Annotated in this window: 16 protein-coding genes and 1 pseudogene; 5 read left to right on the forward strand and 12 right to left on the reverse strand. The window is 70.0% G+C overall.

Annotation, left to right across the window (positions count from 1 at the left end):
- Positions 1 to 61 precede the first annotated feature (61 nt).
- From QE438_RS10405 to QE438_RS10445, 9 genes are all read right to left on the reverse strand, one after another.
- Positions 62 to 1,942: a beta-L-arabinofuranosidase domain-containing protein gene (locus tag QE438_RS10405; RefSeq protein WP_306995843.1), complete on the reverse strand. Its 1,881-nt coding sequence runs from the start codon at positions 1,940 to 1,942 to the stop codon at positions 62 to 64.
- Positions 1,939 to 4,098, reverse strand: coding sequence for an SUMF1/EgtB/PvdO family nonheme iron enzyme (locus QE438_RS10410; RefSeq protein ID WP_306995841.1), 2,160 nt, complete (start codon positions 4,096 to 4,098; stop codon positions 1,939 to 1,941). The genes QE438_RS10405 and QE438_RS10410 overlap by 4 nt, the downstream gene beginning before the upstream one ends.
- Positions 4,098 to 5,081, reverse strand: coding sequence for a ribokinase (locus QE438_RS10415; protein WP_306995839.1), 984 nt, complete (start codon positions 5,079 to 5,081; stop codon positions 4,098 to 4,100). Before QE438_RS10415 ends, QE438_RS10410 begins: the two co-directional genes overlap by 1 nt.
- Complete coding sequence (locus QE438_RS10420; RefSeq protein ID WP_306995838.1) at positions 5,078 to 6,265, reverse strand: serine hydrolase domain-containing protein; 1,188 nt, start codon at positions 6,263 to 6,265, stop codon at positions 5,078 to 5,080. The genes QE438_RS10415 and QE438_RS10420 overlap by 4 nt, the downstream gene beginning before the upstream one ends.
- Positions 6,266 to 6,437: 172 nt before the next feature.
- A complete protein-coding gene (locus tag QE438_RS10425) occupies positions 6,438 to 8,699 on the reverse strand; it encodes a TonB-dependent receptor (protein ID WP_131659058.1) in 2,262 nt (753 codons plus the stop codon).
- A 224-nt stretch (positions 8,700 to 8,923) separates the two neighbouring features.
- A complete protein-coding gene (locus QE438_RS10430; RefSeq protein WP_130524368.1) occupies positions 8,924 to 9,811 on the reverse strand; it encodes a LysR family transcriptional regulator in 888 nt (295 codons plus the stop codon).
- A gap of 48 nt (positions 9,812 to 9,859) precedes the next feature.
- Positions 9,860 to 12,238 (reverse strand): sodium:solute symporter, encoded by a 2,379-nt coding sequence (locus tag QE438_RS10435; RefSeq protein WP_306995836.1) that lies wholly within the window; start codon positions 12,236 to 12,238, stop codon positions 9,860 to 9,862.
- Positions 12,235 to 13,104, reverse strand: coding sequence for a CoA ester lyase (locus tag QE438_RS10440; RefSeq protein ID WP_306995833.1), 870 nt, complete (start codon positions 13,102 to 13,104; stop codon positions 12,235 to 12,237). Before QE438_RS10440 ends, QE438_RS10435 begins: the two co-directional genes overlap by 4 nt.
- Before the next feature lie 297 nt (positions 13,105 to 13,401).
- Positions 13,402 to 14,307 carry an AraC family transcriptional regulator gene (locus QE438_RS10445; RefSeq protein ID WP_306995831.1) on the reverse strand — a complete coding sequence of 302 codons (906 nt, stop codon included), beginning with the start codon at positions 14,305 to 14,307 and terminating at the stop codon, positions 13,402 to 13,404.
- A 135-nt stretch (positions 14,308 to 14,442) separates the two neighbouring features.
- Between QE438_RS10445 and QE438_RS10450 the strand changes: the two genes are divergently transcribed.
- From QE438_RS10450 to QE438_RS10465, 4 genes are all read left to right on the forward strand, one after another.
- Complete coding sequence (locus QE438_RS10450) at positions 14,443 to 15,186, forward strand: SDR family oxidoreductase (RefSeq protein WP_306995829.1); 744 nt, start codon at positions 14,443 to 14,445, stop codon at positions 15,184 to 15,186.
- Positions 15,187 to 15,196: 10 nt separating this feature from the next.
- Positions 15,197 to 15,598: a VOC family protein gene (locus QE438_RS10455; RefSeq protein WP_306995827.1), complete on the forward strand. Its 402-nt coding sequence runs from the start codon at positions 15,197 to 15,199 to the stop codon at positions 15,596 to 15,598.
- A 4-nt stretch (positions 15,599 to 15,602) separates the two neighbouring features.
- The gene (locus tag QE438_RS10460; RefSeq protein ID WP_130524372.1) at positions 15,603 to 15,947 is read left to right on the forward strand and encodes a nuclear transport factor 2 family protein; all 345 of its coding nucleotides are present in this window, start codon (positions 15,603 to 15,605) and stop codon (positions 15,945 to 15,947) included.
- Between the two features lie 203 nt (positions 15,948 to 16,150).
- Positions 16,151 to 16,534: a VOC family protein gene (locus QE438_RS10465; protein WP_205956653.1), complete on the forward strand. Its 384-nt coding sequence runs from the start codon at positions 16,151 to 16,153 to the stop codon at positions 16,532 to 16,534.
- Between the two features lie 79 nt (positions 16,535 to 16,613).
- On the opposite strand, the gene QE438_RS10470 is transcribed toward QE438_RS10465, so the two are convergent.
- Positions 16,614 to 17,501 (reverse strand): aldo/keto reductase family oxidoreductase, encoded by an 888-nt coding sequence (locus QE438_RS10470; protein ID WP_306995825.1) that lies wholly within the window; start codon positions 17,499 to 17,501, stop codon positions 16,614 to 16,616.
- A gap of 118 nt (positions 17,502 to 17,619) precedes the next feature.
- Between QE438_RS10470 and QE438_RS10475 the strand changes: the two genes are divergently transcribed.
- Entirely contained in the window at positions 17,620 to 18,501 is an 882-nt protein-coding gene (locus tag QE438_RS10475) for a LysR family transcriptional regulator (RefSeq protein WP_306996360.1), read from the forward strand.
- A 90-nt stretch (positions 18,502 to 18,591) separates the two neighbouring features.
- Here QE438_RS10475 and QE438_RS10480 read toward each other — a convergent pair whose 3' ends face one another.
- Together QE438_RS10480 and tldD are read right to left on the reverse strand one after the other, a co-directional pair.
- Positions 18,592 to 19,953, reverse strand: coding sequence for a metallopeptidase TldD-related protein (locus QE438_RS10480; protein ID WP_306995824.1), 1,362 nt, complete (start codon positions 19,951 to 19,953; stop codon positions 18,592 to 18,594).
- Positions 19,950 to 21,393 (reverse strand): annotated as a pseudogene (gene tldD / locus QE438_RS10485) (metalloprotease TldD). Before tldD ends, QE438_RS10480 begins: the two are co-directional and overlap by 4 nt.
- Between the last annotated feature and the right edge of the window lie 41 nt (positions 21,394 to 21,434).

Here is a 21,434-nt window from a genome sequence, read left to right on the forward strand (position 1 = left end):
CTTGCATGGATCCCATGGGGGAAGTGTGTGGCGCCAGGGCAACGCGATACAGGCCGCCAGCCTAGGTTCTGGACCGACAATTTGTTGGCGAAGTCGTCCCATCCTCCGCGGTCAGCGGCAGGCGGAACCAGGTGGCATGCCAACTGCCGTCGCGGCGATCGCCGACGCGCCAGAACGGCGAGAGCCGTCTGATGCCGCCGGGCAACGCCAGCGCGATCTCCGCACCTGGCGCGCCGGCCGGATCGAGCTGCGTGTCGAGCGAGGCGTTGGACAGCGGCAGGTCGGGCGCAGGACTGTCGCCTTCGGCCAAGGCCGTGGCATAGGCCAACGGTCCCCACGACACGGCCACGTAATCGTGGCGCAGCACTTCCTGCGCCACGGGCGATCCGTCGGGGGCACGCGATTCCTGCACGTTGCGGTTGGCGCGCCGCTGCAGCCGCGGACGTGCGCTGAAGGCGATCTCGATGCGCGTGCCGATCTGCCACTGGCGTTGCACCCGCACGTAGCCATCGTCGTCGGCGCGCGCGTCCTGGAGTTCGCCATCGATGCGGACCTGCATGGGTGCACTCCACGCGGGCTGTCGCAAGGCAAGCACGAAGGTCGAGGAGTGGGCCGGCTGCAGCGTCAGCTCGACCTGCATCGGCACCTCACCCTGCCCTTGCTGGACGATGCGCAGGCCGGGCGCGGGGCCGTCGTCGAAGACGACCTCGCCGGGGACGAAGAGATTGACGCGCACGTCCCGCGCACTGGTCGCGTATGCCAGCATCGGCAGCTCTTCCATCGCCATCGCGCCGCTGGACTTGCAGCAGCGCCAGTAGGTGGTGTGCGTCCGGCGACCGTTGCCGAAGCTGTAGTAGCACCAGTCCTGCCCGTCGGCCGCCATCGCGCCGAGCAGTTCGTTGAACGCGGTGCACTCGATCGCATCGACGTAGCGGGCATGGCCGGTCCAGGCCAGCAGTTCGCGGGTGAACTGCAGCCACGCCAGGGTGGAACAGGTCTCGACATACCCCTGCGGATCGAACACGAACGGCGGGTTGAAGCACTCGCGCGAACGCAGCCCTGCCCCGCCCCATGGCCCGCCGCCCAGGCTCAGGTGATGGTCGTGCACGTTGGCCCACAGCCGCTCCAGCGCAGGCAGCAGCGTCGCATCGCCGGTGGCGCGCGCCAGCTTGGCCAGCGCCGCGGCATTCCACAGCAGCTGGTAGGCCTTGCCCGTGCCGATCTCGGACGCGTCCACGCCCGCCAGCAGGCGCTGGACCAGGGCCAGCGGCGGGTTGTGGTCGGCCTGTTCGACGATGCGCCGGGCCAGCTCAATGAACTGCGGTTCTTCGGTGACCAGGAACAGCTCCACCGCGCCATCCAGCAGCACCGTGGCCGACATGCCGAAGTGATTGCCGCAGGTGGTGATGTCCAGCCCGCCCTCGACGAAGGCGGCATGGCAGAGCCGGCCGATGGCGCGTGCGGCGTCCAGATGCGCGGGCCTGCCGCCCAGCCGCCATGCTTCGATCAGGCCCAGCACCAGATAGGCATGCGTCCACACGTCCCAGGTGCGCAGTGCCGGCGCGCCGTCCCAGCTCCAGGGGCGCGGCGGCTGCGGCACGGTGAAGCGCCGCTCGGGCGCGTAGGTGCCCAGATAGCCATCGGCGCGCTGGATGACGGCGAGATGATCGGCCACCTGCAGCACCCGCGCGCGCAGCACGTCGTCGCCTTGGTGGGCGGCCGCGCGGGCCGCGGCGATCAGCCATTTGCCGGCGTGCTCGCCGTACCAGTCGCCTTCGTGGTTGCCCTCGGCGCGGGCCGGATCGAACAGCGCGATCGCCGGGCTGTGCACATCCACGATGAAGTGCGACAGCCGCCCCTTGCGGCTGGCCTCGATGGCCTCGCCGAGCACACCGCCCAGCCGCACCTGCCCGGCCGAAGGAAAGCGCAGCACGGCGCTCATGCGGCATCCACCACGCAGCGGAAGCCGATATAGGCCGAGCGATCCCGGCACGGCGCCATCAGCAGATACTTGCCGTGCTCGTCCAGGCGCAGCGCCTGCGGGAAGTACCAGTGCGAGGTCTGCGGCCGGTAGCGGCTGCCGCCGCGCAGCACCGCCGCGCGCGTGTGCGCATCCACGTATTCGTCGGTCCATTGCCAGACGTTGCCGACCAGGTCGAGCACGCCGAACGGGCTGGCGCCTGCGGGGTGCGCGGTCACGTCGGCCGGCGCGCCGGCCTGCGGCCCGTACTGCGGCGCCGGCACGGCCGAGGCGTCCCAGCTCTCGCCCCACGGGTAGGTGCGGCCATCGTCGCCCTGCGCGGCGTACTGCCATTCCCACTCGCGCGGCAGGCGCTTGCCGGCCCAGGCCGCGTACGCGCGTGCGTCCTCCAGCGAGATCCACACCACCGGCTGCTGCTCGCTGCCGGCCACCGGCGCACCTTCATGCCAGTGATGCAGGAAGCGATGCGCATCGGCCGGCGCATAGCCGCTGGCGTCGATGAACGCCTTGAACTGCGCATTGGTCACCGGCGCGCGATCGATATGGAAGGCGCGCATCCGCAGACGCTCGCGGTGGAAGCGGCGTGCGCTGTCCTCCCACGGATACTGCACGTCCACACCGTCCCAGACCCCGCCTTCGACCTCGATGCCGCCCACGGCGAACACGAACTCGCCCGCGGGGATGGTCACCATGCCGGCCGGCGGCTGCGCCGCGGGCGCCGTCGCGGGAACGTCCACGCACTGCTGCGGCAGGGCGCGCCACTGCGCCGAGCACTGCCCCAGCGGCGTGGCGGCGTGCTGGCGCATCCGGGCGAGGAAGTCTTCCAGCGCCGGCTCGTCCATCCCCTCATCCAGCGCCAGGACCGCGCCGAAGCCCAGCGCCTCCAGCTCCAGGGTGAGATAGGCGCCGCCCTCGCGCAGCAGCGGCGTCAGCTCACTGCCGTTCCACAGGTCGAAGTAGCGCGTGCCCGGCGCATGCTCGATGCGCAGCAGCTCACCGCGCAGCGGCGACTCCAGTCGGTTGACCAGCGTCCACAGCGCGCGCCCCTGGCCAGGGAAGCGGCTGGCGAACAGGCCGCGCAGCAGCGTGGGCCAGTACGGCTCCCAGTCCATGGACACGAACAGCGGCGCGAACTGGCGCTGGATCGCGGCGATGCGGCGCAGCGTCTGCGCATCGCGCTCGGTCAGCCCGTTCCAGATGCCCCACACGTTCTCCCAGGCGTTGTAGCCGATGCCGTTGAAGAAGATGTACTGCAGGTCGTGGCGGCGATCGCGGCCCCAGCGGTTCTCGTAGTTGATCATGTGGCGCGGCTCGAGCCACTTGAACTTGGCCAGCGGCGGCACGAACTCGTTCGGCGCCTTCTTGCCCCAGCTCTGCACGTTCCAGACCAGTTGCTCCTCGGCACTGATGGTCGATTCGGGCTGCAGCACCACCGGACGACCCCGCGCCAGGCAGGCATCGAAGAAGGCGCGCGGCACCCCGTTGTAGGTATCGCCGTTGATGCCGTCGGCGCCGACCGCATCGACGATGCGCGCGATGGCCTCCCAGTGCGGCCCCTCCGGCGCGCGGGTGCCGTGGTCCCAGGGCATGGTGGGCAGGAAGACCCGCACCCCGCGCCGGTGAAAGGCCTCCACCACCGCGCGCAGCCCGTCGAGCCCGCCCGGCAGATCGGCCGCCATGTCGAACTGGTTGCGGTCGTCGATGCCGATGTTGGGGTAGATGTACCAGACCAGGACGCTGTCGATGCCGCCGAAGCGCGCCTCCAGATCGTCCAGGTAGCGATCGACCGTGTAGCACCCACGCTGCGGATCGTAGAAGTAGCGATCCTCGACCATCATCTGCGCATGGACGAAGTTGCGCTGCGCCCATTGCAGCTCCGGCCTGCGGTAGTTGGCATCGTCGAAGCCGATGCGCACCAGATGCTCGCGCCGCCAGTCGCGCAGCTCGGTCAGCCAGTCGCGCCAGGCCGGCGCGGTCTGGATCTTCCACTGGCCGATATCGGCGAATGGCCAGCCCGGCGCCTTGCCCGGCGAGGGCAGATAGCGCCCGGTGGTGACGTGGGAGAACTTGAACTCGGTGCGCACGGGCTCGCGCTGGGGGGCGTCTTGGTCGGACATCAGCAGGTCGGTTCGAGAAGAGGACAGTGCGCCAGGCCAGCATAGTCGGCCAGCGCCGAGCGGGCCGCGGCGGCGACGGGGGGCGCGGCGCGCAGGAAGGCCTCGACCTCGGCGCAGGTCGGGACGCCGGACTGGGCGCCCACGCGCGTGCAGGCCAGGGCCGAGACCGCGCAGGCGCGGCGCAGCGCGGCGGTGAGCGTCGCGCCGCCGGCCAGGCCGGCGGTCAGCGCGCCGCAGAACGCATCGCCCGCGCCGGTCGTGTCCACCGCCTGCACGTCGAACGCCGGCTGCAGCGCGACCCGCCCGCCGGACCAGGCATAGCAGCCGCGTGCGCCCAGCGTCACCACCACGCAGGCCACCGGCAGCGCCGCGAGCTTGTCGGACGTGGGCGCGTCGGCGCGAACGCCCGCGTGCCCGGCCAACAGGTCCAGTTCGCCCTCGTTGACCACCAGCACGTCCAGCCTGCGCAGCAGGTCGTCGGGCAAGGCGCACGCCGGGGCGGCGTTGAGCACGACCCTGACGCCGGCGGCGTGCGCCGCCTCGGCCCAACCGCACACGGCCGCCAAGGGCACTTCCAGCTGCATGAGCAGGAAGGCCACGTCCGCCAGCGGCGGCAGGTCGTCTCCGGTCAACGCGTAATTGGCGCCAGGGGCGACGATGATCGCGTTCTCGCCATCGCCGGCCAGGCACACCAGCGCCGTGCCGGTGGCGCGATCGCGCGCCGGCACCACGTGCAAGGCGACGCCGGCCTGCTCCAGCGCGGCCCGCACCGGCACGGCGAAGCCATCCTCGCCCAAGGCCAGCAGCATCCGCGTCCGCACGCCACCGGCGCGCGCGCAGGCGACGGCCTGGTTGGCGCCCTTGCCGCCGGGGAAGGTCTGCAGGTCCTGGCCGAGCACGGTCTCGCCGGGCGCGGGCACGTGAGCGGCCTGCACCACGAAGTCGAGATTGGCCGAGCCGGCCACCAGCACGACGGGTCTCATGGCAACGCCTGATAGACGAGGTTGTAGAACGGCGTCGCCAGCTTGGGCAGATCGCCCGGACGATCGGCGGGCAGGTATTGCAGCAGCAGCACCGCGACCAGATGCGCCTTGCGATCCACCGTGAAATAGGTCGAGGCCGCGCCGGACCAGCCGAACTGGCCGACGCTGCCCAGCCGCCCGCGCGCGGCCGGGTCGGTGACCACGTAGCCGCCCAGCCCGAAGCCTTCACCGGGGACCAGGCCCTTCACCGGTGGATCGAAGCCGCCCAGCTGATCGCGCATCATCAGTTCGACCGTCTTGCGCGAGAGCACGCGCACGCCGCCGGATGCGCCGTCGTTGAGCAGCATCCGCGCGAATCGCAGGTAGTCGCCCGCCGTGGAATACAAGCCACCGGCTGCGCTGTCGTAGGCGCGCAGCCGGGCACCGGGCTGGCGCGCGCTCGGCGTGTCGGCGATGCGCAGCGCGCCATGGTCGTCCAGCGTCGGCAGATCCACGACCCGGCCGCGCTGCGCCGCAGGCACCTCGAACCCGGTATCGCGCATGCCCAGCGGCCCGAGCACCTGCGCCTGGAGATAGTGCGAGAACGTCTCGCCGCTGACGACTTCCACCACACGCGCCAGCAGCTCGGTGTTGGCCCCTTCGTAGTTGAACTCGGTGCCCGGCTGTGTCGCCAGCGGGACCCTGGCCAGCCTGCCCGCGACATCGGCCAGGTCGCGCGCCTGCTCCACCCCGGCCTGCTCGAGCAGGCCCGTGGCCACCGGATATCGGGTGGCGTCGGCCGCAAGGCCACTGGTATGGGTCAGCAGATGGCGCAGCGTGATCGCGCGGCGCGCCGGCGCCAGGCGCGGCTGAGCGAGGTCGCCGCCGACCACCACCTGCGTCTGGGCGAAGGCGGGCAGATAGCGGCTCAAGGGATCGTCCAGCGCCAGCTTGCCCTGCTCCATCAGGGTCAGTACCGCCACCGTGGCCACGGGCTTGGTCATGGAATAGATGCGGAAGATCGCATCGGCCCCCATCGGCCGGGTGCGCGCCAGATCGCGATGGCCGTACGCGCCCCGGAACACCGGCTCGCCATCGACCTCGACCATGGCCACCGCGCCGGGATAGCCGGCAGCGGACGTGGACTGCGTCAGGAACGCATCCAGCCGCTGCCAGCGATCCTCGGCCTGGAGCACCAGCGGCACCAGACACAGCCAGGCCGCCAGGACCGATCGCGCCCAGGATCGACACCGATCCTGCGCGCGTTGCGCCCGTCCGCCCCGCCGCCGCACACCGGCGGGTCGCGCACGTCGCACCGCATCGGCCTGGCCGGCCATGGCCCTTGCTCCCTGTACGAAACGACGTTCCCGCATCCGCTTAGAAGGTGTAGTTGTAGGTCAGCGAGACCACGCGTCCGCGGCCTGCCCAGTAGTTCTGGTAACCGGCCAGCTGCGACCAGCTCAGGATGTAGTACTTGTTGAACAGGTTCTCCACGCCCAGGGTGAACTTGCCGATCCGGCCGGCGTCGTAGTTCACGCCCAGGTCCCACAGGGTGTAGCCGGTGGTGCGCTCGTCGTAGGTGAACCTGCGCCCGTCGAAGGGCCGGGTGTCCTCGCCGCTGATGTGCCGATCCAGCAGCTTGGTCGCACCCAGGGTGGCGTCGGCGTTGGGCAGGAACTTCCACACGGCCGAGGCGCCGATCTTGTCGGGGCTGAGGTCGAGGATGCCCATCGGCTTGGTCAACGGACCGGCGCCGTAGCGGCCCAGCGCATCTGAGCCCCAGAAGGCGGTCTTGCCGCGGATCCGCGAATACAGCCCGGTCAGCTTGAAGGTGTCGGTGAAGTTCCATTCGCCGCTGAGCTCGATGCCCTTGATGTCGGTGGGCACGCGACTCATGATGAAATCGCTGGTGTTCGGATCGATCTGCAGCGACACGCCCAGGTCGGACTTGGAGTGGTACCAGGTGCCGTTGAGCGCCCCGCGCTCCCCGCGCCAGTTGAAGCCCACATCGACGTTGCTGACGATGACCGCCTGCAGGTCGAGGATGCCCTGGACCGACTGCCCCGGGTAATTGACGTTGCGCAGCGGGATGCCGACGTTGGGCAGGGTGAAGCCCTTGCTGTAGGCGCTGAAGATCGACCACTGGTCGTTGACGCGCCAGATCGCGCCGAAGTTGGGCAGGCTGGCGGTGTAGTCCAGCTTGCCGCCCTGCACGAACACGCTGTTGCGATAGGCGGTGGTGGTGTAGCTGTCGATCTTCAGCGTGCCGTCCTCACGCCGGTAGCCGCCGCTCAGGGTCAGCGGGCCGATGTCCCAGGACAGCTGCGCGTAGGGCGCGGTGCTCTTGTAGTCCATCGGCGGCACCCACACGCGGTTGGTCAGCGCCAGGCGCTGCTGGGCCCGGTCCTCGACCAGGTCCACGCCGGTGTGCAGCTCGAGCCCGGAGACATCGAACAACGCAGAGCGCGTCCACGAGGTGCGCAGGCCCTTCTTGTTCGACACGATCTCGGACTGGTCGTAGATGCGCTTGGACTCGTCGAAGCCCGGACCGACCTTGACCAGCTGCTTGTCGTCGCCGTTCTCCGGCAGGTAGCGCATGGCCTGGTCGGCCTTGTAGCCCACCAGATCCAGCCGGCCGCCAAAGAAGTCCTGATGGGTGTACTGCAGGCTGTACTGCTCGAAGTCGTTGAAGGCGTCCTTGGAGCCGAAGATCTGCCCCTTCACCGAGGTGTTGGGGTACGGCGTGGCGCACGGCGGCGAATCGGTAGGGCCGCGGCAGCCCAGCACCTGGATCCACTCGCCCTTGCCCTCGATCTTGAAGCGGCTGTAGGTGGCCTGCAGGCGCTGCTCGCCGTCCTCGCCGAAGTTGTAGCCGCCCTTGAGGTAGATGTTGCGCGACTCCGAATCGGCCAGCGAGCCGCTGGTGTTCATGCCGACGGTGCGGCCCTTGCCGTCGTAGGCGATGCCGCGATCCAGATACGACACCGCGCCAATGAAGTCGTAGCTGTCCTGCTTCAGGCCGTAGGTCAGCCCCAGCTTGTAGCCATCGCTGTCCGAATGCCCCTGGGTCAGATAGCGCGCGGTGAAGGTGGTCTCGCTGCCGATCTTGTCGGGCACCTTGGAGATGTAGTTGATCACGCCGCCGGTGGCGCCGATGCCCTCGGACGCGGACGGGCCGTTGATCACCTCGATCCGGCCCACGATCCCCATGTCGGTGAAGGTGCCGTTGCGCGTGCCCTCGCGCAGCGGCGAGCCCTGCGGGATGCCGTCGAACAGGCGCAGCGGAATGCGCCCGCGCAGCGTCTCGCCGGTATTGCTCATCGCCTGCGAGGACTCGGAATAGCCGGGCACGGTCCGCGCCAGGACCGCGGTCGCATCCTCGGTCACCGCCAGCGTCTGGGCGACCTCCTGCGGGGAAATCACCGAGATCGCACCCGGGATCTTGTCGACCGCCTTGGGCGCCCGCGTGCCGGTCACGATCATCCTGTCCAGATCCTTGGCCTTGGTCGCGCGCGCATCCTGCGGGTTCTGTTCGGTTGCACCTTGCGCGGCGGCGGCCTGGGCCTGCTGCGCGCGCACGCTGGCGCTCACGGCGGCGGCCAGCACAAACACCCCGAGTGTCACGGGCATCTTCTTCATGTGTCGATCTCATGGACTTTGGCGAAAGCGGGCGCACGCGCAGGTGGCCGCAACGGATGCTTGCTGGGCAGCAACGAGACTGCCCGTGTGGCGCGTTCCTCCCAGACGCGCCTGCCGGACCATGCAATCAGCGTAGAAGGGCTCTGGAGGGGAAGGAAGCGCAGCGGACTTTGTTCAAACCGCAGCTTTTGTTGCTTACGCGTGCAACGCCGCCGTGCCGCCCGTCATTCGGCGGGCTGCGCCGCCTGCGCCCTGGACCGGCACTCGCGCAGCAGGGCGTTGACCAGGCGCAGGCGCACCGACGAGCGCGACCACACCACGCCGATGCGCCGCGAGACATCGGCATCCGGCAGCGGGATGCGCGCCAGGCGCAGGCCTTCGGGCCAGGGGCGCGCCCAGTCCGGCACCAGCGACACGCCCAGGCCGCGATCGACCATCACCGCGATCGCGTTGAGCGCATTGAGCTCGAAGCGCTCCTTGGGCACGATGCCGTGCCGGCGCAGGTAGTCGTCGGCCTGGCGCCCGCCCCACTGGTGGCGGTCGTAGCGGATCAGCGGCTGGGTGGCCAGCAGCGCATGCGGATCCTGGTCGGCCAGCTGCGCCGGCGCCAGCACGATCAGCGGCTCCTCGCGCACCAGCAGCCAGTCGCAGGTCTTGGGCAGCTCGAACGGCGCCTCCAGCACCATGGCCGCGTCCAGCTCGCCCGACTCGACCGCGCGATACAGGTCGGCCGAATAGCCCGGCTTGATGAAGACGTTGATCTGCGGAAACGCCGAGACCATGCAGGTCAGCACGTCCGGCAGCATGCCCGCCAGCGCGGTCGGGCAGGCGCCCAGCCGCAGCTCGCCGCTGATGTCGCCCTCATGCGCGACCGAGCGCAGGTCCGAGACGTTGCGCAGCAGGTCGCGGGCGCGTTCCAGGATGCGCGCGCCGGCCTCGGTCAGGGTCACGGTGCGCCCGGCCCGCGCCAGCAGGCCGGTGCCGAGTTCGCGTTCCAGCGTGCGCAGCTGCTGGGCCACCGCGGCCGGGCTGATGTCCAGATCGCGCGCGGCCGCCGCCATGGAGCCACGGTCGGCGACCGTGACGAACGTCTTCAGGAATTGCGTGTCCACATCAGCCCCCAGCCCGGGGCATGAGATTACACAGCGGCGCGGCCCGGCTCATTCTGCATCGCGGTAGATCGTCAGCCCCTTGAGCGAGCGCTGCGGCGCCGGGAAGCACAGGCTGGCCAGGTAGCCGATGACGATGCTCAGCAGGATCGAGATGGCCAGGTAGAAGTACGGATGGACCAGATCGAACCACCACGCCACGAAGGTGAGCACGATGCTGCAGCCGATGCCGATCGCCACGCCCGGCGAGTTGGCCCGGCGCGTGAACATGCCCAGCGTGTACGAGCCGGCAAAGCCGCCGCCCAGCAGGCCGGCCAGCTCGATGGACACATCGAACAGCGAGTGGATGTCGTAACGCGACATCAGCAGCGCCAGGCCGATGCCCACCAGGCCCACCACCACCGTGGTGATCTCGGCGAACAGCACGCTGCGGCGCTGATCGGGCGCCTTGACCAGCCGCTCGTAGAAGTCCACCGAGACCAGCGTGGCGACCGAGTTCATGATCGAGGACAGCGTGGCCATGGCGGCGGCGAAGATGCCGGCCACGATCAGCCCGGTCACCCCGGTCGGCAGTTCGGCGGCGATGAACAAGGGGAAGGTGGCGTCGATCGGCAGCGTCGGATTGAGCCGCTCCGGATGCGCCTTGTAATAGACGAACAGCGCGGTGCCGATGGAGTAGAACACCAGCCCGCCGGGGATCATGATCGCGGCGAAGGCCCAGATCGAACGCCCCGCCTCCTTGTCCGACGGCGTGGACAGCGTGCGCTGCATCAGCACCTGATCCTTCGGAAAGGTCAGCACCACGTCGAACAGCACCAGGAAGATGAAGCCCCACACCGTCGCCTTGGTCAGGTCGAAGCTGAAATCGAAGGTCTTCATCTTCTGGTTGGCGGTGGCCACATCCCAGAACTCCGGCGCCCCGCCCGGGATGTGCCAGATGATGAAGCCGATGGCGAAGATCGCCCCGCCCATCTTGACGATGACCTGGACCACGTCGGTCCAGATCACCGCCTTCATGCCGCCCATGGCGGTGTAGATGATGGTGAACACCCCCATCAGCACCACGCTCAGGGCCACGCTGATGCCGGTGATGGTGGCGATGGCCAGCGCCGGCAGGAACAGGATCACGCTCATCCGCGCGCCGACCTGCATGGCGATGCACAGCGCGCTGGCCAGCATGCGGATCGCCGGATGGAAGCGGGTCTCCAGATAGGAGAACACCGACATCAGGTTGAGCCGCCGCAGCAGCGGCACGATCCACACCGCCACGAACATCAGCCCGACCACCGCGATCAGGTTGTTGGTCATGTACTGCCAGTTGGTCTCGAACGCCTTGGCCGGGATGGCGATGAAGCTGATCGAACTGGTGTTGGTCGCGTACAGGCTGATGCCCGCGGCCCAGAACGGGATCGAGCGGCCACCGACGAAGAAGTCCGAGGTCGACTGCCGCCGCTCGCGCAGATAGAAGTAGCCGCCGATGCCGATGACCAGGGCCAGGTAGAACACGATCACCGCCCAGTCCTGCCACTTGAGCAGGTACTTGCCCGATTCGATCGCGGCGGCTTCGATGCGGCCGGAGGCATCGACCCAGGCCAGGCCGTTGCCCAGCCTGGCGGCCTGGACCGGGCGGCCCGCGCCCGGCAGGGGCATCCGGTTCCAGGCATGGGTGATGGTGTGGAAGGTGCGCAGATCGGGCTGGCCCTGCACCAGGAACATCAGATGCGCCTGACCCAGCGGCTGCGCCGAGCCCGGCACGAGGGCGCCGGGCAAGGCGCCCAGCGACTGCCAGCCGGCGTCGGAGGACCAGGCGAACAGCGTCGGCGCCGCGGGCTGGCCCGCGGCCAGATACAACCTGGAGCCGCGTGCCATCAGCCCCTGCACGGGTCCGCCACCGGGCCATGCGGGCAGGCGATGCCAACCGCCGCCGTCCTCCTGGAGCACGTGCGGCTGGTCGGAGGCGTCGAGCCCGGCCAGGGTCAGCTGCCCGTTGTCGAAGGCCACGCGTGCGCTGCGCAGCGCGACGGGCGGGGGCGGAAGACGTGCGGCTTCCACGAGCGCGTCGTTGCTCAGCCGCGCCGCGGTCAGCGTCAGGTCGCCGTTCGCCGGGTTCGAGAGCAGCCAGACCCGGTTCCCGTCGCTGGCGAGGGCCTGGACCCGCGCGGGCTCGATCGGCAGGGACCAGCGCAGCGGGCGCCACGCCTTGGCGCCTGCCTCGAGTCGCCACGCCTGGCCGGCCTGCAGCGCCAGCAGCGAATCGCCGACCGTCTCCAGCCGGGTCTCCTTCGCTGCGGGCAGCGGCGGGAGGTGCGTGGCGGACAGGCCGACCAGATTGGAGGCGGCGGCCGGAAGCGACGCGCACAGCAGCCAGAGCAGGACCAGCGCGACAGATCGGATGGCGCGCATGCCGATACGCGATCGAAAACGGCTCATCCGGACGCCTCCGCTTCACTGCGGGCCGCAGCCACCAGCGCCCGCGCCCTGGCCAGGTAAGGCGCGTCCACCATGCGCCCATCGACGAGGAAGGCGCCATGCCCGCGCGCCTGCGCCGCGGCCTCGGCCTCGACCACGCGCTGCGCATGCGCCAGCGCGTCCTGGTCCACCGAGAAGACCTGGTGCGCCAGGGCGACCTGGCGCGGATGGATGCAGCTCTTGCCGCTGAAGCCCAGCGCGCGGGCCAGCGTGGCCTCGGCCAGGAAGCCCGCCTCATCGGCGACATCGGGCCAGGCCCCGTCGTACGCGGCGATGCCGGCCCGCGCCGCGGCCATGCGCACGGCGAACATCGCCGCATGGACATTGGCCGGCGTCCTGGCGATGGCGAACGGCGCGAACAGATCGCCCAGCCCCAGCTGCAGCCCGGCCACCCGCGGATGCGCCGCGGCCAGCGCCGCGGCATTGGCCAGTCCGGCCGGCGTCTCGATGTTGACCAGCAGGCCGATCGGCGCGGCGACGCCGTTGGCCTGTTCGGCCGCGGCCAGGCGCTCGGCGACGGCGCTGACGGTCTGGGCATGCTCGAGCTTGGGCACGTTGATCATCGCGACGCCGGCGATCGCCAGCGCCTGCAGGTCCTGGGAGAAGTACGGCGAATCGTAGGCATTGATCCGCACGATGATGCACTTGCCCGCCGCCTGCGTCGGCGCCAGCCCGCGCAGATAGGCCGCCAGGCCCTCCCGCGCCCGGTCCTTGCCCTCCACCGGCACGGCATCCTCCAGATCGAAGGAGACCGCATCGGCCTGGCCCGCCATCGCTTTGGCGAACAGCTCCGGGCGCCCCCCCGGCACGAACAGCTTGCTCCGCATCCCGGGCTCATTCCCTACCAGACGACCATGCACGAGTCTGCTGGACGCCCGCCGCCCGAGCAGCCGCCCCCGCCTTCGTTCAGAAGAAAGGGTTTGTAGCGGGATGATGCGCGGTGAGCGATGCATGGACAGGTCCGCGCCTCACCCGTATGGGGCCATGCATCATGCAGGTTGGCCACCGATGTTTCCGGCGCACCCCCAATACCAGAGCCGCTTTCTTGCTGAAACGCTCGGGCGAAGGCAAGCGACGTGTCGCGCCGCAAAGTCGCCCCCCTCGCGCGACCGCTGCCCTCCCTTTCAGGAAGCGTTGGCGCGAAACGCCGCCAGGATGCGGGCCGCGTCCTGCGACGGCGGCAGGCCGAAGGCCCTGGCGTACTCACGGCTGAACTGCGTGGCGCTCTCATAGCCGACTTCCATTGCCGCAGCGGTCACGCTGGCGCCCTGTGCCGTCAGCAGCTGGCGCGCCTGCAGCAGACGCAGCTGCTTCTGGTACTGCAGCGGGCTGAGCGCGGTGGCCGCCTTGAAGTGGCGGTGGAAGGCCGACTCGCTCATCGCCGCCAGCTTGGCGAGCGTGCCGATCCGCAACGGCGCCGCATAGTGCTGCCGGATCCACTGGATCGCCTTGCGCACCCGCCCCAGCGCCGTCTCCGGCGTGGCGATGTCGCGCAGCAGCTGCCCATGCGGGCCCTGGAGCACGCGATAGAGAATCTCCCGCTCATAGACCGGCGCCAGGGCCGGGATGTCGCGCGGACGCTCCATCAGGCTCAGCATGCGCACCCAGGCGTCCATCAGCTGGGGCGTGACGGTGGCGACGGAGAAGGCCGCCACGGGTCGGGATGCGGCGCCGCGGCAGAGGTCATCGCCCTGCATATCGTCCAGCAGGCGTCCGATGACGCCTGCGTCCAGGTTCAAGGCGACGGCTAGGTAGGGGCTTCCGTCCGCTGCGGCGTGGACCTGACCGACCGCGGGCAGCTCCACCGTCATGACGAAGTAGGTCGCCGGGTCGTAATGCAGGGTGCTGCCGCCGACCGTCATCGACTTCCCGCCGCGCAGGATCAGGTTGATCATCGGCTCGTAGACCGCGCTGAGCGCGTGCTCGGGAATCCGGCCCTGCACCATCGCGACCCGTGGGATGCCGGTCTGCGTCTGCCTGTTCTGCGCGCAGGCGGCCAGCCTGCGGAGTTCGTCGAGCTGCGATGTCATGCCGGCGATCAGACAGGAGCCGCCACGCGCGCGCAAGGCGGAAAGCAGGATCGGGCAGGTTTGCGCCAAGAATGGGCAGGTCATCCCGACGCATGGCCCCTACCGTGATGCTCCTCATCGAGACCGGAGCAGCACATGGGTGTCATCGTCATCACCGGAGGCAGCCGCGGCATCGGCGCCGCCACGGCCAGGGAATGCGCGCGGCGCGGGCTGGGCGTCATCCTGACCTACAACCGCAATCCCGCCGCCGCCGAGGCGGTGGTGGAACAGATCACCACGCAGGGCGGGCGCGCCTGCGCCCTGCCACTGGATGTCGGCGATGTCGCCAGCTTCGGCGAATTCGGCGACGCCGTCGCACTGCAGCTGGAAAGGCGATGGGGGATCCGCGCGCTTGCGGGCCTGGTCAACAACGCCGGCTACGGGCTGTTCAATCCGATCGAGGCCGTCACCGAGCAGGAGTTCGACGGTCTGTTCGGCGTGCACCTCAAGGGCCCGTTCTTCCTGGTCCAGCAGTTGCTGCCGCTGCTCGAACGCGGCGCCTCCATCGTCAACCTGACCAGCGCCACCACGCGCGTGGCCACCGCAGGCGTGGCGCCGTATGCCGCCTTCAAGGGCGGGCTGGAGGTGCTGACACGCTACATGGCCAAGGAGTTCGGCGCCCGCGGCATCCGCGTCAACGCCGTCTCGCCAGGCCCGATCCGGACCGAGCTGGGCGGCGGGCTCAACGATGAATTCGAGGCACTGCTGTCCGCCCAGACCGCGCTGGGCCGCGTCGGCGAGCCTGAAGAGGTCGCGCGGGTCATCGCGATGCTGCTGTCGGCCGACGGCGGATGGATCAACGCGCAGTCGATCGAAGTCGCCGGCGGCTACATCGTCTGAGGAGGACGCCATGCTGGATCATGTGTTTCTGACGGTGAGCGACCCGCAGCGCTCGGTGGCCTTCTACGAGGCCGCGCTGAAGCCGCTCGGCATCGTCAATCGGCTGGATTACGACGGCCGCGACGGCCCGCCCGGCCATCCCGATCTCAAGGGCTTCGGCGCCAACGGCAGGATGTTCTTCTGGCTAAGGCAAGGGCAGCCCAGCGGTGTTGCCGCCCATGTGGGCTTCGTTGCCGCCTCCGCCGAGCACGTGGATGCGGCCTATCGCGCCTCCATGCGGGCCGGCGCCACCGAGATCCACCCGCCCGGTGCCCAGCTCCACTACGACCCGCACTACTACGCGGCGCAGGTCAGGGATCCGGATGGCTACAGCCTGGAGTTCGTCTACAAGCGCTGGCAGCACGAGGAGTGAGCCCATGACACCGACACAACGGCTGCAGTCCGCTGCAGAGGCCTTCATCGCCGCGACCAATGCCTTCGATGCGCAGGCCGTGTTGGCACTGTTCGCCCCGGACGCGATCGTGGACGACCCGTCCACCGGACGAAGCTTCGTCGGCCATGCCGGCATCCGCGACTATGTGGAGCGCTATTTCATCGGCTACCGCACGGTCACCCGACTGCTCTCGCTGCAGCAGCGCGCGCCGAACCAGGCCGTGGCCCGCGTGGACTTCACCGGAGATTTCGGCCACGAGATCGGCCTGCTGGACATCACGCTGGGAGCGGACGGCCGCATCGTCCGGATCGATGCGGATCTGGAGTAGCAGGCGCGATTCGAGCGAACTGCCGCGGCGAGCCGCGCGATGCGGGACTGCCGGCATCGCCCGAAGCGCGGAGCGCCTTGCTCGGCCCCGCGCCACCCGGCAGACCGCGGACACCCACTTCCCCGCTCTGCCCTTCCTCCACCGTCCGGGCGGCCGTGCGAGACGACACCGCCCCCTTCACCTAGACCCGAGGCCGCATGACGATGCTTGATCACATCGAATTCCCCGTGACCGACGCAGCGCGCTCGTGTCGCTTCTACGAGGCGGCCCTGGCCCCGTTGGGATTCGCCCGCATCATCGCGGTGGAGCCCGAGCGGACAAGGACCGGCGGCTGGCGCTACGGGCTCGGCCAGGGCGGCTATCCCTGCCTCTGGATCCACGATGGCCAGGCGGCCGTGGCGGGAATGCATCTGGCCTTCGCCTCGAACAGCCGCCTTGCGGTCGATGCCTTCCACAAGGCGGCCCTGGCGGCGGGCGGCACCGACAACGGCCCACCCGGCGTGCGCGAGCGCTATCACGCCCGCTATTACGCGGCCTATGTGCTGGACCCGGATGGCGTCAATGTCGAAGTGGTATGCCAGCGCTAGCCGGAGCCTGGTCCGCTTCGATTGAAAGCGGACTTCCGCGCGCGCTTGCTTCGGCACGTCGCTGGCCCATGGAGCCTGGTCAGGCCTTCAGCTGTGCGACCGCATCGAGCGTGGCGACGTCCTCACGATCGAGCACCAGCTGCGCCGACTGCATGTTCTCGCGCAGGTGTTCCACCGAGGAGGTGCCCGGGATCAGCAGCAGATTGGGCGAGCGCTGCAGCAGCCAGGCCAGGGCCACCTGCATCGGCGTGGCACCCAGCTTCTGCGCGACGGCGGACAGCGCCGAGACCTGCAGCGGGTTGAAGCCACCGAGCGGGAAGAAGGGCACGTAGGCGATGCCGTCCCGCGCCAGGGAATCCACAAGCGCGTCATCGGCGCGGTGCACCAGGTTGTACTGGTTCTGCACGCAGACGATGCGGCAGAGCGCGCGGCCTTCGGCGACCTGCGTGGCGGTGACGTTGCTCAGGCCGATGTGGCGGATGAGGCCACGCTGCTGCAGCTCGGCCAGGACGGTGAGGTAGGGCTCGATCGTGCCTTCGGCCGGGGCCATCACGTCGAACATGCAGCGCAGGTTGACCACCGCGAGCACATCTAGCCCGAGGTTGCGCAGGTTGTCGTGCACGGCGCTGGTGAGCTCCGCCGCCGACATCGCCGGCAGCCACTCGCCGCTCGCGCCGCGCCGGGCACCGATCTTGGTCACGATGGTGAGCCCGTCGCGGTAGGGGTGCAGGGCCTCGCGGATGATCTGGTTGGTGATGTGCGGGCCGTAGAAGTCGCTGGTGTCGAGATGATTGACACCCAGCTCCACGGCGTGGCGCAGCACGCGCACGGCCGCATCCCGATCCTTCGGCGTGCCGAAGGCGTGCGGGCCGGACAGCTGCATGGCGCCATAGCCGAGGCGGGCCACGCTGCGGTCGCCGAGGGTGAAGTCCTGCGGGATCGTGGAAGGGGTGGAAGAAGCATTCATGGCGGCACTCGTTTCGTCGGGGTGCGAGAAAACTAGCGCCGCGGTGGCTGTGCGACAATCCACTACAAAGCGAACAGGCCGTCCGGATCGGCGAACAATGACAAACCAGCTGGGCGAGATGCAGGCCTTTGTCCTGGTGGCGCGGGCCGCAGGATTCCGCGAGGCGGCCAGGGTGGCCGGGATCAGTGCGTCCAAGCTCAGCGATGCGGTCAAGCGCCTGGAAGCGCGGCTCGGGGTGCGCCTGCTCAACCGCACGACCCGCAGTGTCGGCCTGACCGACGCAGGCAAGGCGCTGCTGGCGCGCATCGAGCCCGCCCTGCGGGAGCTGGATACCGCGACCGATGCGATGAGCGGATTCAGGAGCACGCCCACCGGCACGCTGCGGCTCAATGTGCCGGTCAGCGCCGCGCGCCTGGTCCTGCCGCGGATCCTGCCGCCCTTCATGGCGCGCTATCCCGATATCAGCGTGGAGGTGCTGACCCAGGAAAGCTTCGTCGACGTCATCGCCGCCGGCTGCGATGCCGGGATTCGCTATGGCGAGCGTCTGCAGCAGGACATGATCGCCCTCCCCATCGGCCCACGCGTGCAGCGCAGCGCCACCGCGGCCTCCCCCTCGTATCTGGACCGGCGCGGGCGCCCGGCCCATCCCCGCGACCTCTTCGACCACGACTGCATCCGCGGGCGCTTTCCCAGCGGCGTGGTGTCCGAATGGGAGTTCGAGCAGGGCGAGGACGTGATCACCATCGTCCCGCGCGGACAGCTGCTGGTGGAACTCGGCGGAGGGGTCGACCTGGCGATCGAGGCGGCCGTCGCCGGCAATGGCATCGTCCATCTGTTCGAGGACTGGCTCCAGCCGCATCTAGCGTCCGGCGCGCTGGAGCCCGTGCTCAAGCCGTGGTGGCAGACGTTTCAGGGCCCCTTCCTGTACTACCCCAATCGCGCGCTGGTGCCGCCACCGCTGCGGGCCTTCATCGATTTCGCCAGGGCGCAGGGCGCGTGATCGCGTCCATCTAACCTGCGGCTCCGCAGCTGCAATGGAGGCCATCGCCTTCGACGCACTCGATGCGCGTTCCTGGCTGTCTCCAAGACATCAGCCCGCACCCGCAACCGTCATGCGCTCGATCAGCAGCGAGCCCGTCCGGATCCGCCCGCGCGTGTCCACATCGCGGCCGACCGCGACGATGCCGGCGAACATCTCGCGCAGGTTGGAGGCGATGGTGATCTCGTCCACGGGATAGGCGATGGCGCCGTGCTCGACCCAGAAGCCGGACACGCCGCGCGAGTAGTCGCCGGTCACGATCGACACACCCTGCCCCATCACCTGCGTCACCAGCAGGCCGGTGTGCATGCGGCGCAGCAGGCCATCGAGATCCTCCGTTCCATGACCGACCTGCAGGTTGCTGATGCCGCCGGCGTTGCCGGTGCTGGCCATGCCCAGCTGCCGCGCCGAACGGACGTCGAGGGCATAGCGCTGCAGCCGGCCGCCCAGGACCAAGGCGTCGTCTGCCGCGACGACGCCTTCGGCATCGAAGTGGCGCGAGCCGGCGCCGCGCGGCAGATGCGGGCGCTCGTGTAGGTCCATGAAGGCGGGGAACACCGTCTTCCCCAGGCCGTCGGCCAGGAAGCTGGCCTGCTGGCAGAGCGCGGCGCCGCTCACCGCCTCCAGGAAGTGGCCGAGCAGGCCGGCCGCCACGTCCGCAGCGAACAGCACCGGGCACTGCCGCGTGCCGAGCCGCCGCGCGCCCAGCCGCTGCACGGCGTGCAGCGCCGCGCGCCGGCCGATCTCGGTCGGATCCTCCAGGTCCTGGGGCGAACAGCGGCTGTCGTACCAGCTGCCCGTCTGCATGCCGCGCGCGTCGCGGGTGATGAACGAGGCCCACAGCTGGTGGCGGGTCCGCCTGGCGGTGCCGAGGAAGCCGTTGGAATCGGCGCGCGCCGAGCGCTCCGCGCGCGTGCCGAGCTGCGCGCCGTTGGTGTTGGCGATCCGTGCGTCGAAGTCGCGCCCGGCCGCTTCGGTCTGCCGGGCCAGTGCGATGGCGTGCTCGGCCTCAAGCGCCCATGGATGCCACAGGTCCAGCGGCGGCCGCTGGCGCGCAGACCCGTCCGGATCGGCCAGTCCGCCGTGGACATCCGGCTCGGTCAGGCGCGCGAAGGCGCAGGCGCGCTCGGCCGCCTGGCGCAGGGAGCCAGCGCGTGTGTCGCCGACACTGACCACGCCCTTGCGGCCCGCGCGCCAGGCCGTCACGGTCACGCTGACGTCCTGGCTGCGGATCAGGGTCTCGACCTGATCCCTGCGCACGCTCACCTCCAGCCCGCTGGCGGCGTGCGCCACGACCTCAGCCTGGTCGGCGCCCAGCACGCGGCACGCGGCCACGGTCTGCTCGCACAGGGTGGCGAGCTCGAGCAGCTGGGGATCGTCCTGGTTCGCATCGGGATGGACGCGCAGGTTCATGCGGCGGTCCCGCCCACGGTCATCGCATCGATGCGCAGGGTGGGCTGGCCCACGCCGACCGGCACGCTCTGCCCGGCCTTGCCGCAGATGGCGATGCCGGCGTCCAGCCGCAGGTCGTTGCCGATCATCGAGACCCGGCTCAGCACCTCGGCCCCGGCGCCGATCAGGGTCGCGCCGCGCACCGGCGCGATGATGCGCCCGTCCTCGACCAGATAGGCCTCGTTGGCGGAGAACACGAACTTGCCGCTGGTGATGTCGACCTGGCCGCCGGCGAAGTTCACCGCGTAGAGCCCGCGCCTGACCGAGCGCAGGATCTCCTCGGGCGCGTGCTCGTCCGGCAGCATGTAGGTGTTGGTCATGCGCGGCATCGGCAGGTGGGCATACGACTCGCGCCGGCCGTTGCCGGTGCGCGCCTTGCCCATCAGCCGGGCGCTCATGCGGTCGTGCAGATAGCCCTTGAGCACGCCGTCCTCGATCAGCGTGGTGCGCTGGGTCGGCGTGCCTTCGTCGTCCACCGAGAGCGAGCCACGCCGGCCGGCCAGCGTGCCGTCGTCGACGATGGTCACGCCCCTGGCCGCCACGCGCTGGCCCATGCGCTCGGAGAACACCGAGGTCTGCTTGCGGTTGAAGTCGCCTTCCAGGCCATGGCCCACGGCCTCGTGCAGCAGCACGCCCGGCCATCCGGGCCCCACCACGACGGTCATCTCGCCGGCGGGCGCGGCGATCGATTCCAGATTGACCAGCGCGCGGCGCACCGCCTCGCGCGTGTGCTCGAGCGCGGCGCCGCCCTCGATCAGCGTCGCCAGGTCGTAGCGTCCACCACCGCCGGCGCTGCCCGATTCGCGACGGCCGTGGTGTTCGGCGATCACCTGCACGTTGAGCCGCACCAGCGGCCGCACGTCGGCGACCAGCGTGCCGTCGGCGGCGACGATCAGGACGGTCTCGCAGCTGGCCATCAGGCTGGCGCTGACCTGCCTGATGCGCGGGTCCAGGGCGCGCGCCGCCGCGTCGATCGTGCGCAGCAGCGCGACCTTTTCCCTCCGCGGCCAGGCCATCGATGGGGTCGATGGCCTCGTACAGCGGGGCCGGCGCGTTGCGGACCAGCGCGTGCGCACGCCCCTGCCCGCCCGCCTGTGCGATGGCCCGGGCCGAGCCGGCCGCCTCGAGCAGCGCCGGCAGCTCCATCGCATCGGTGTAGGCGAAGCCGGCCCTGTCGCCGCAGACCGCGCGCAGGCCGACGCCTTGGGCACTGCTGTGGCGCGCCTGCTTGACGATGCCATCCTCGAGCGACCAGGACTCGCTGCGCGTCTGCTGGAAATAGAGGTCGGCCTCATCGGTGGACGGCGCCAGCAGACGCGCGAAGACCCGATCCAGCCCGTCCAGGGACAGGCAGGCCGGTGCCAGCAGGCGCTGCTCGGCCTGGGCGATCAAAGAAGACATGGAGATTCCCGATTGGCGTGCAAGGCGGTCGCGCCGATGCC

This window comes from Pseudoxanthomonas sp. SORGH_AS_0997, assembly GCF_031453535.1.
GTDB lineage: Bacteria > Pseudomonadota > Gammaproteobacteria > Xanthomonadales > Xanthomonadaceae > Pseudoxanthomonas_A > Pseudoxanthomonas_A winnipegensis.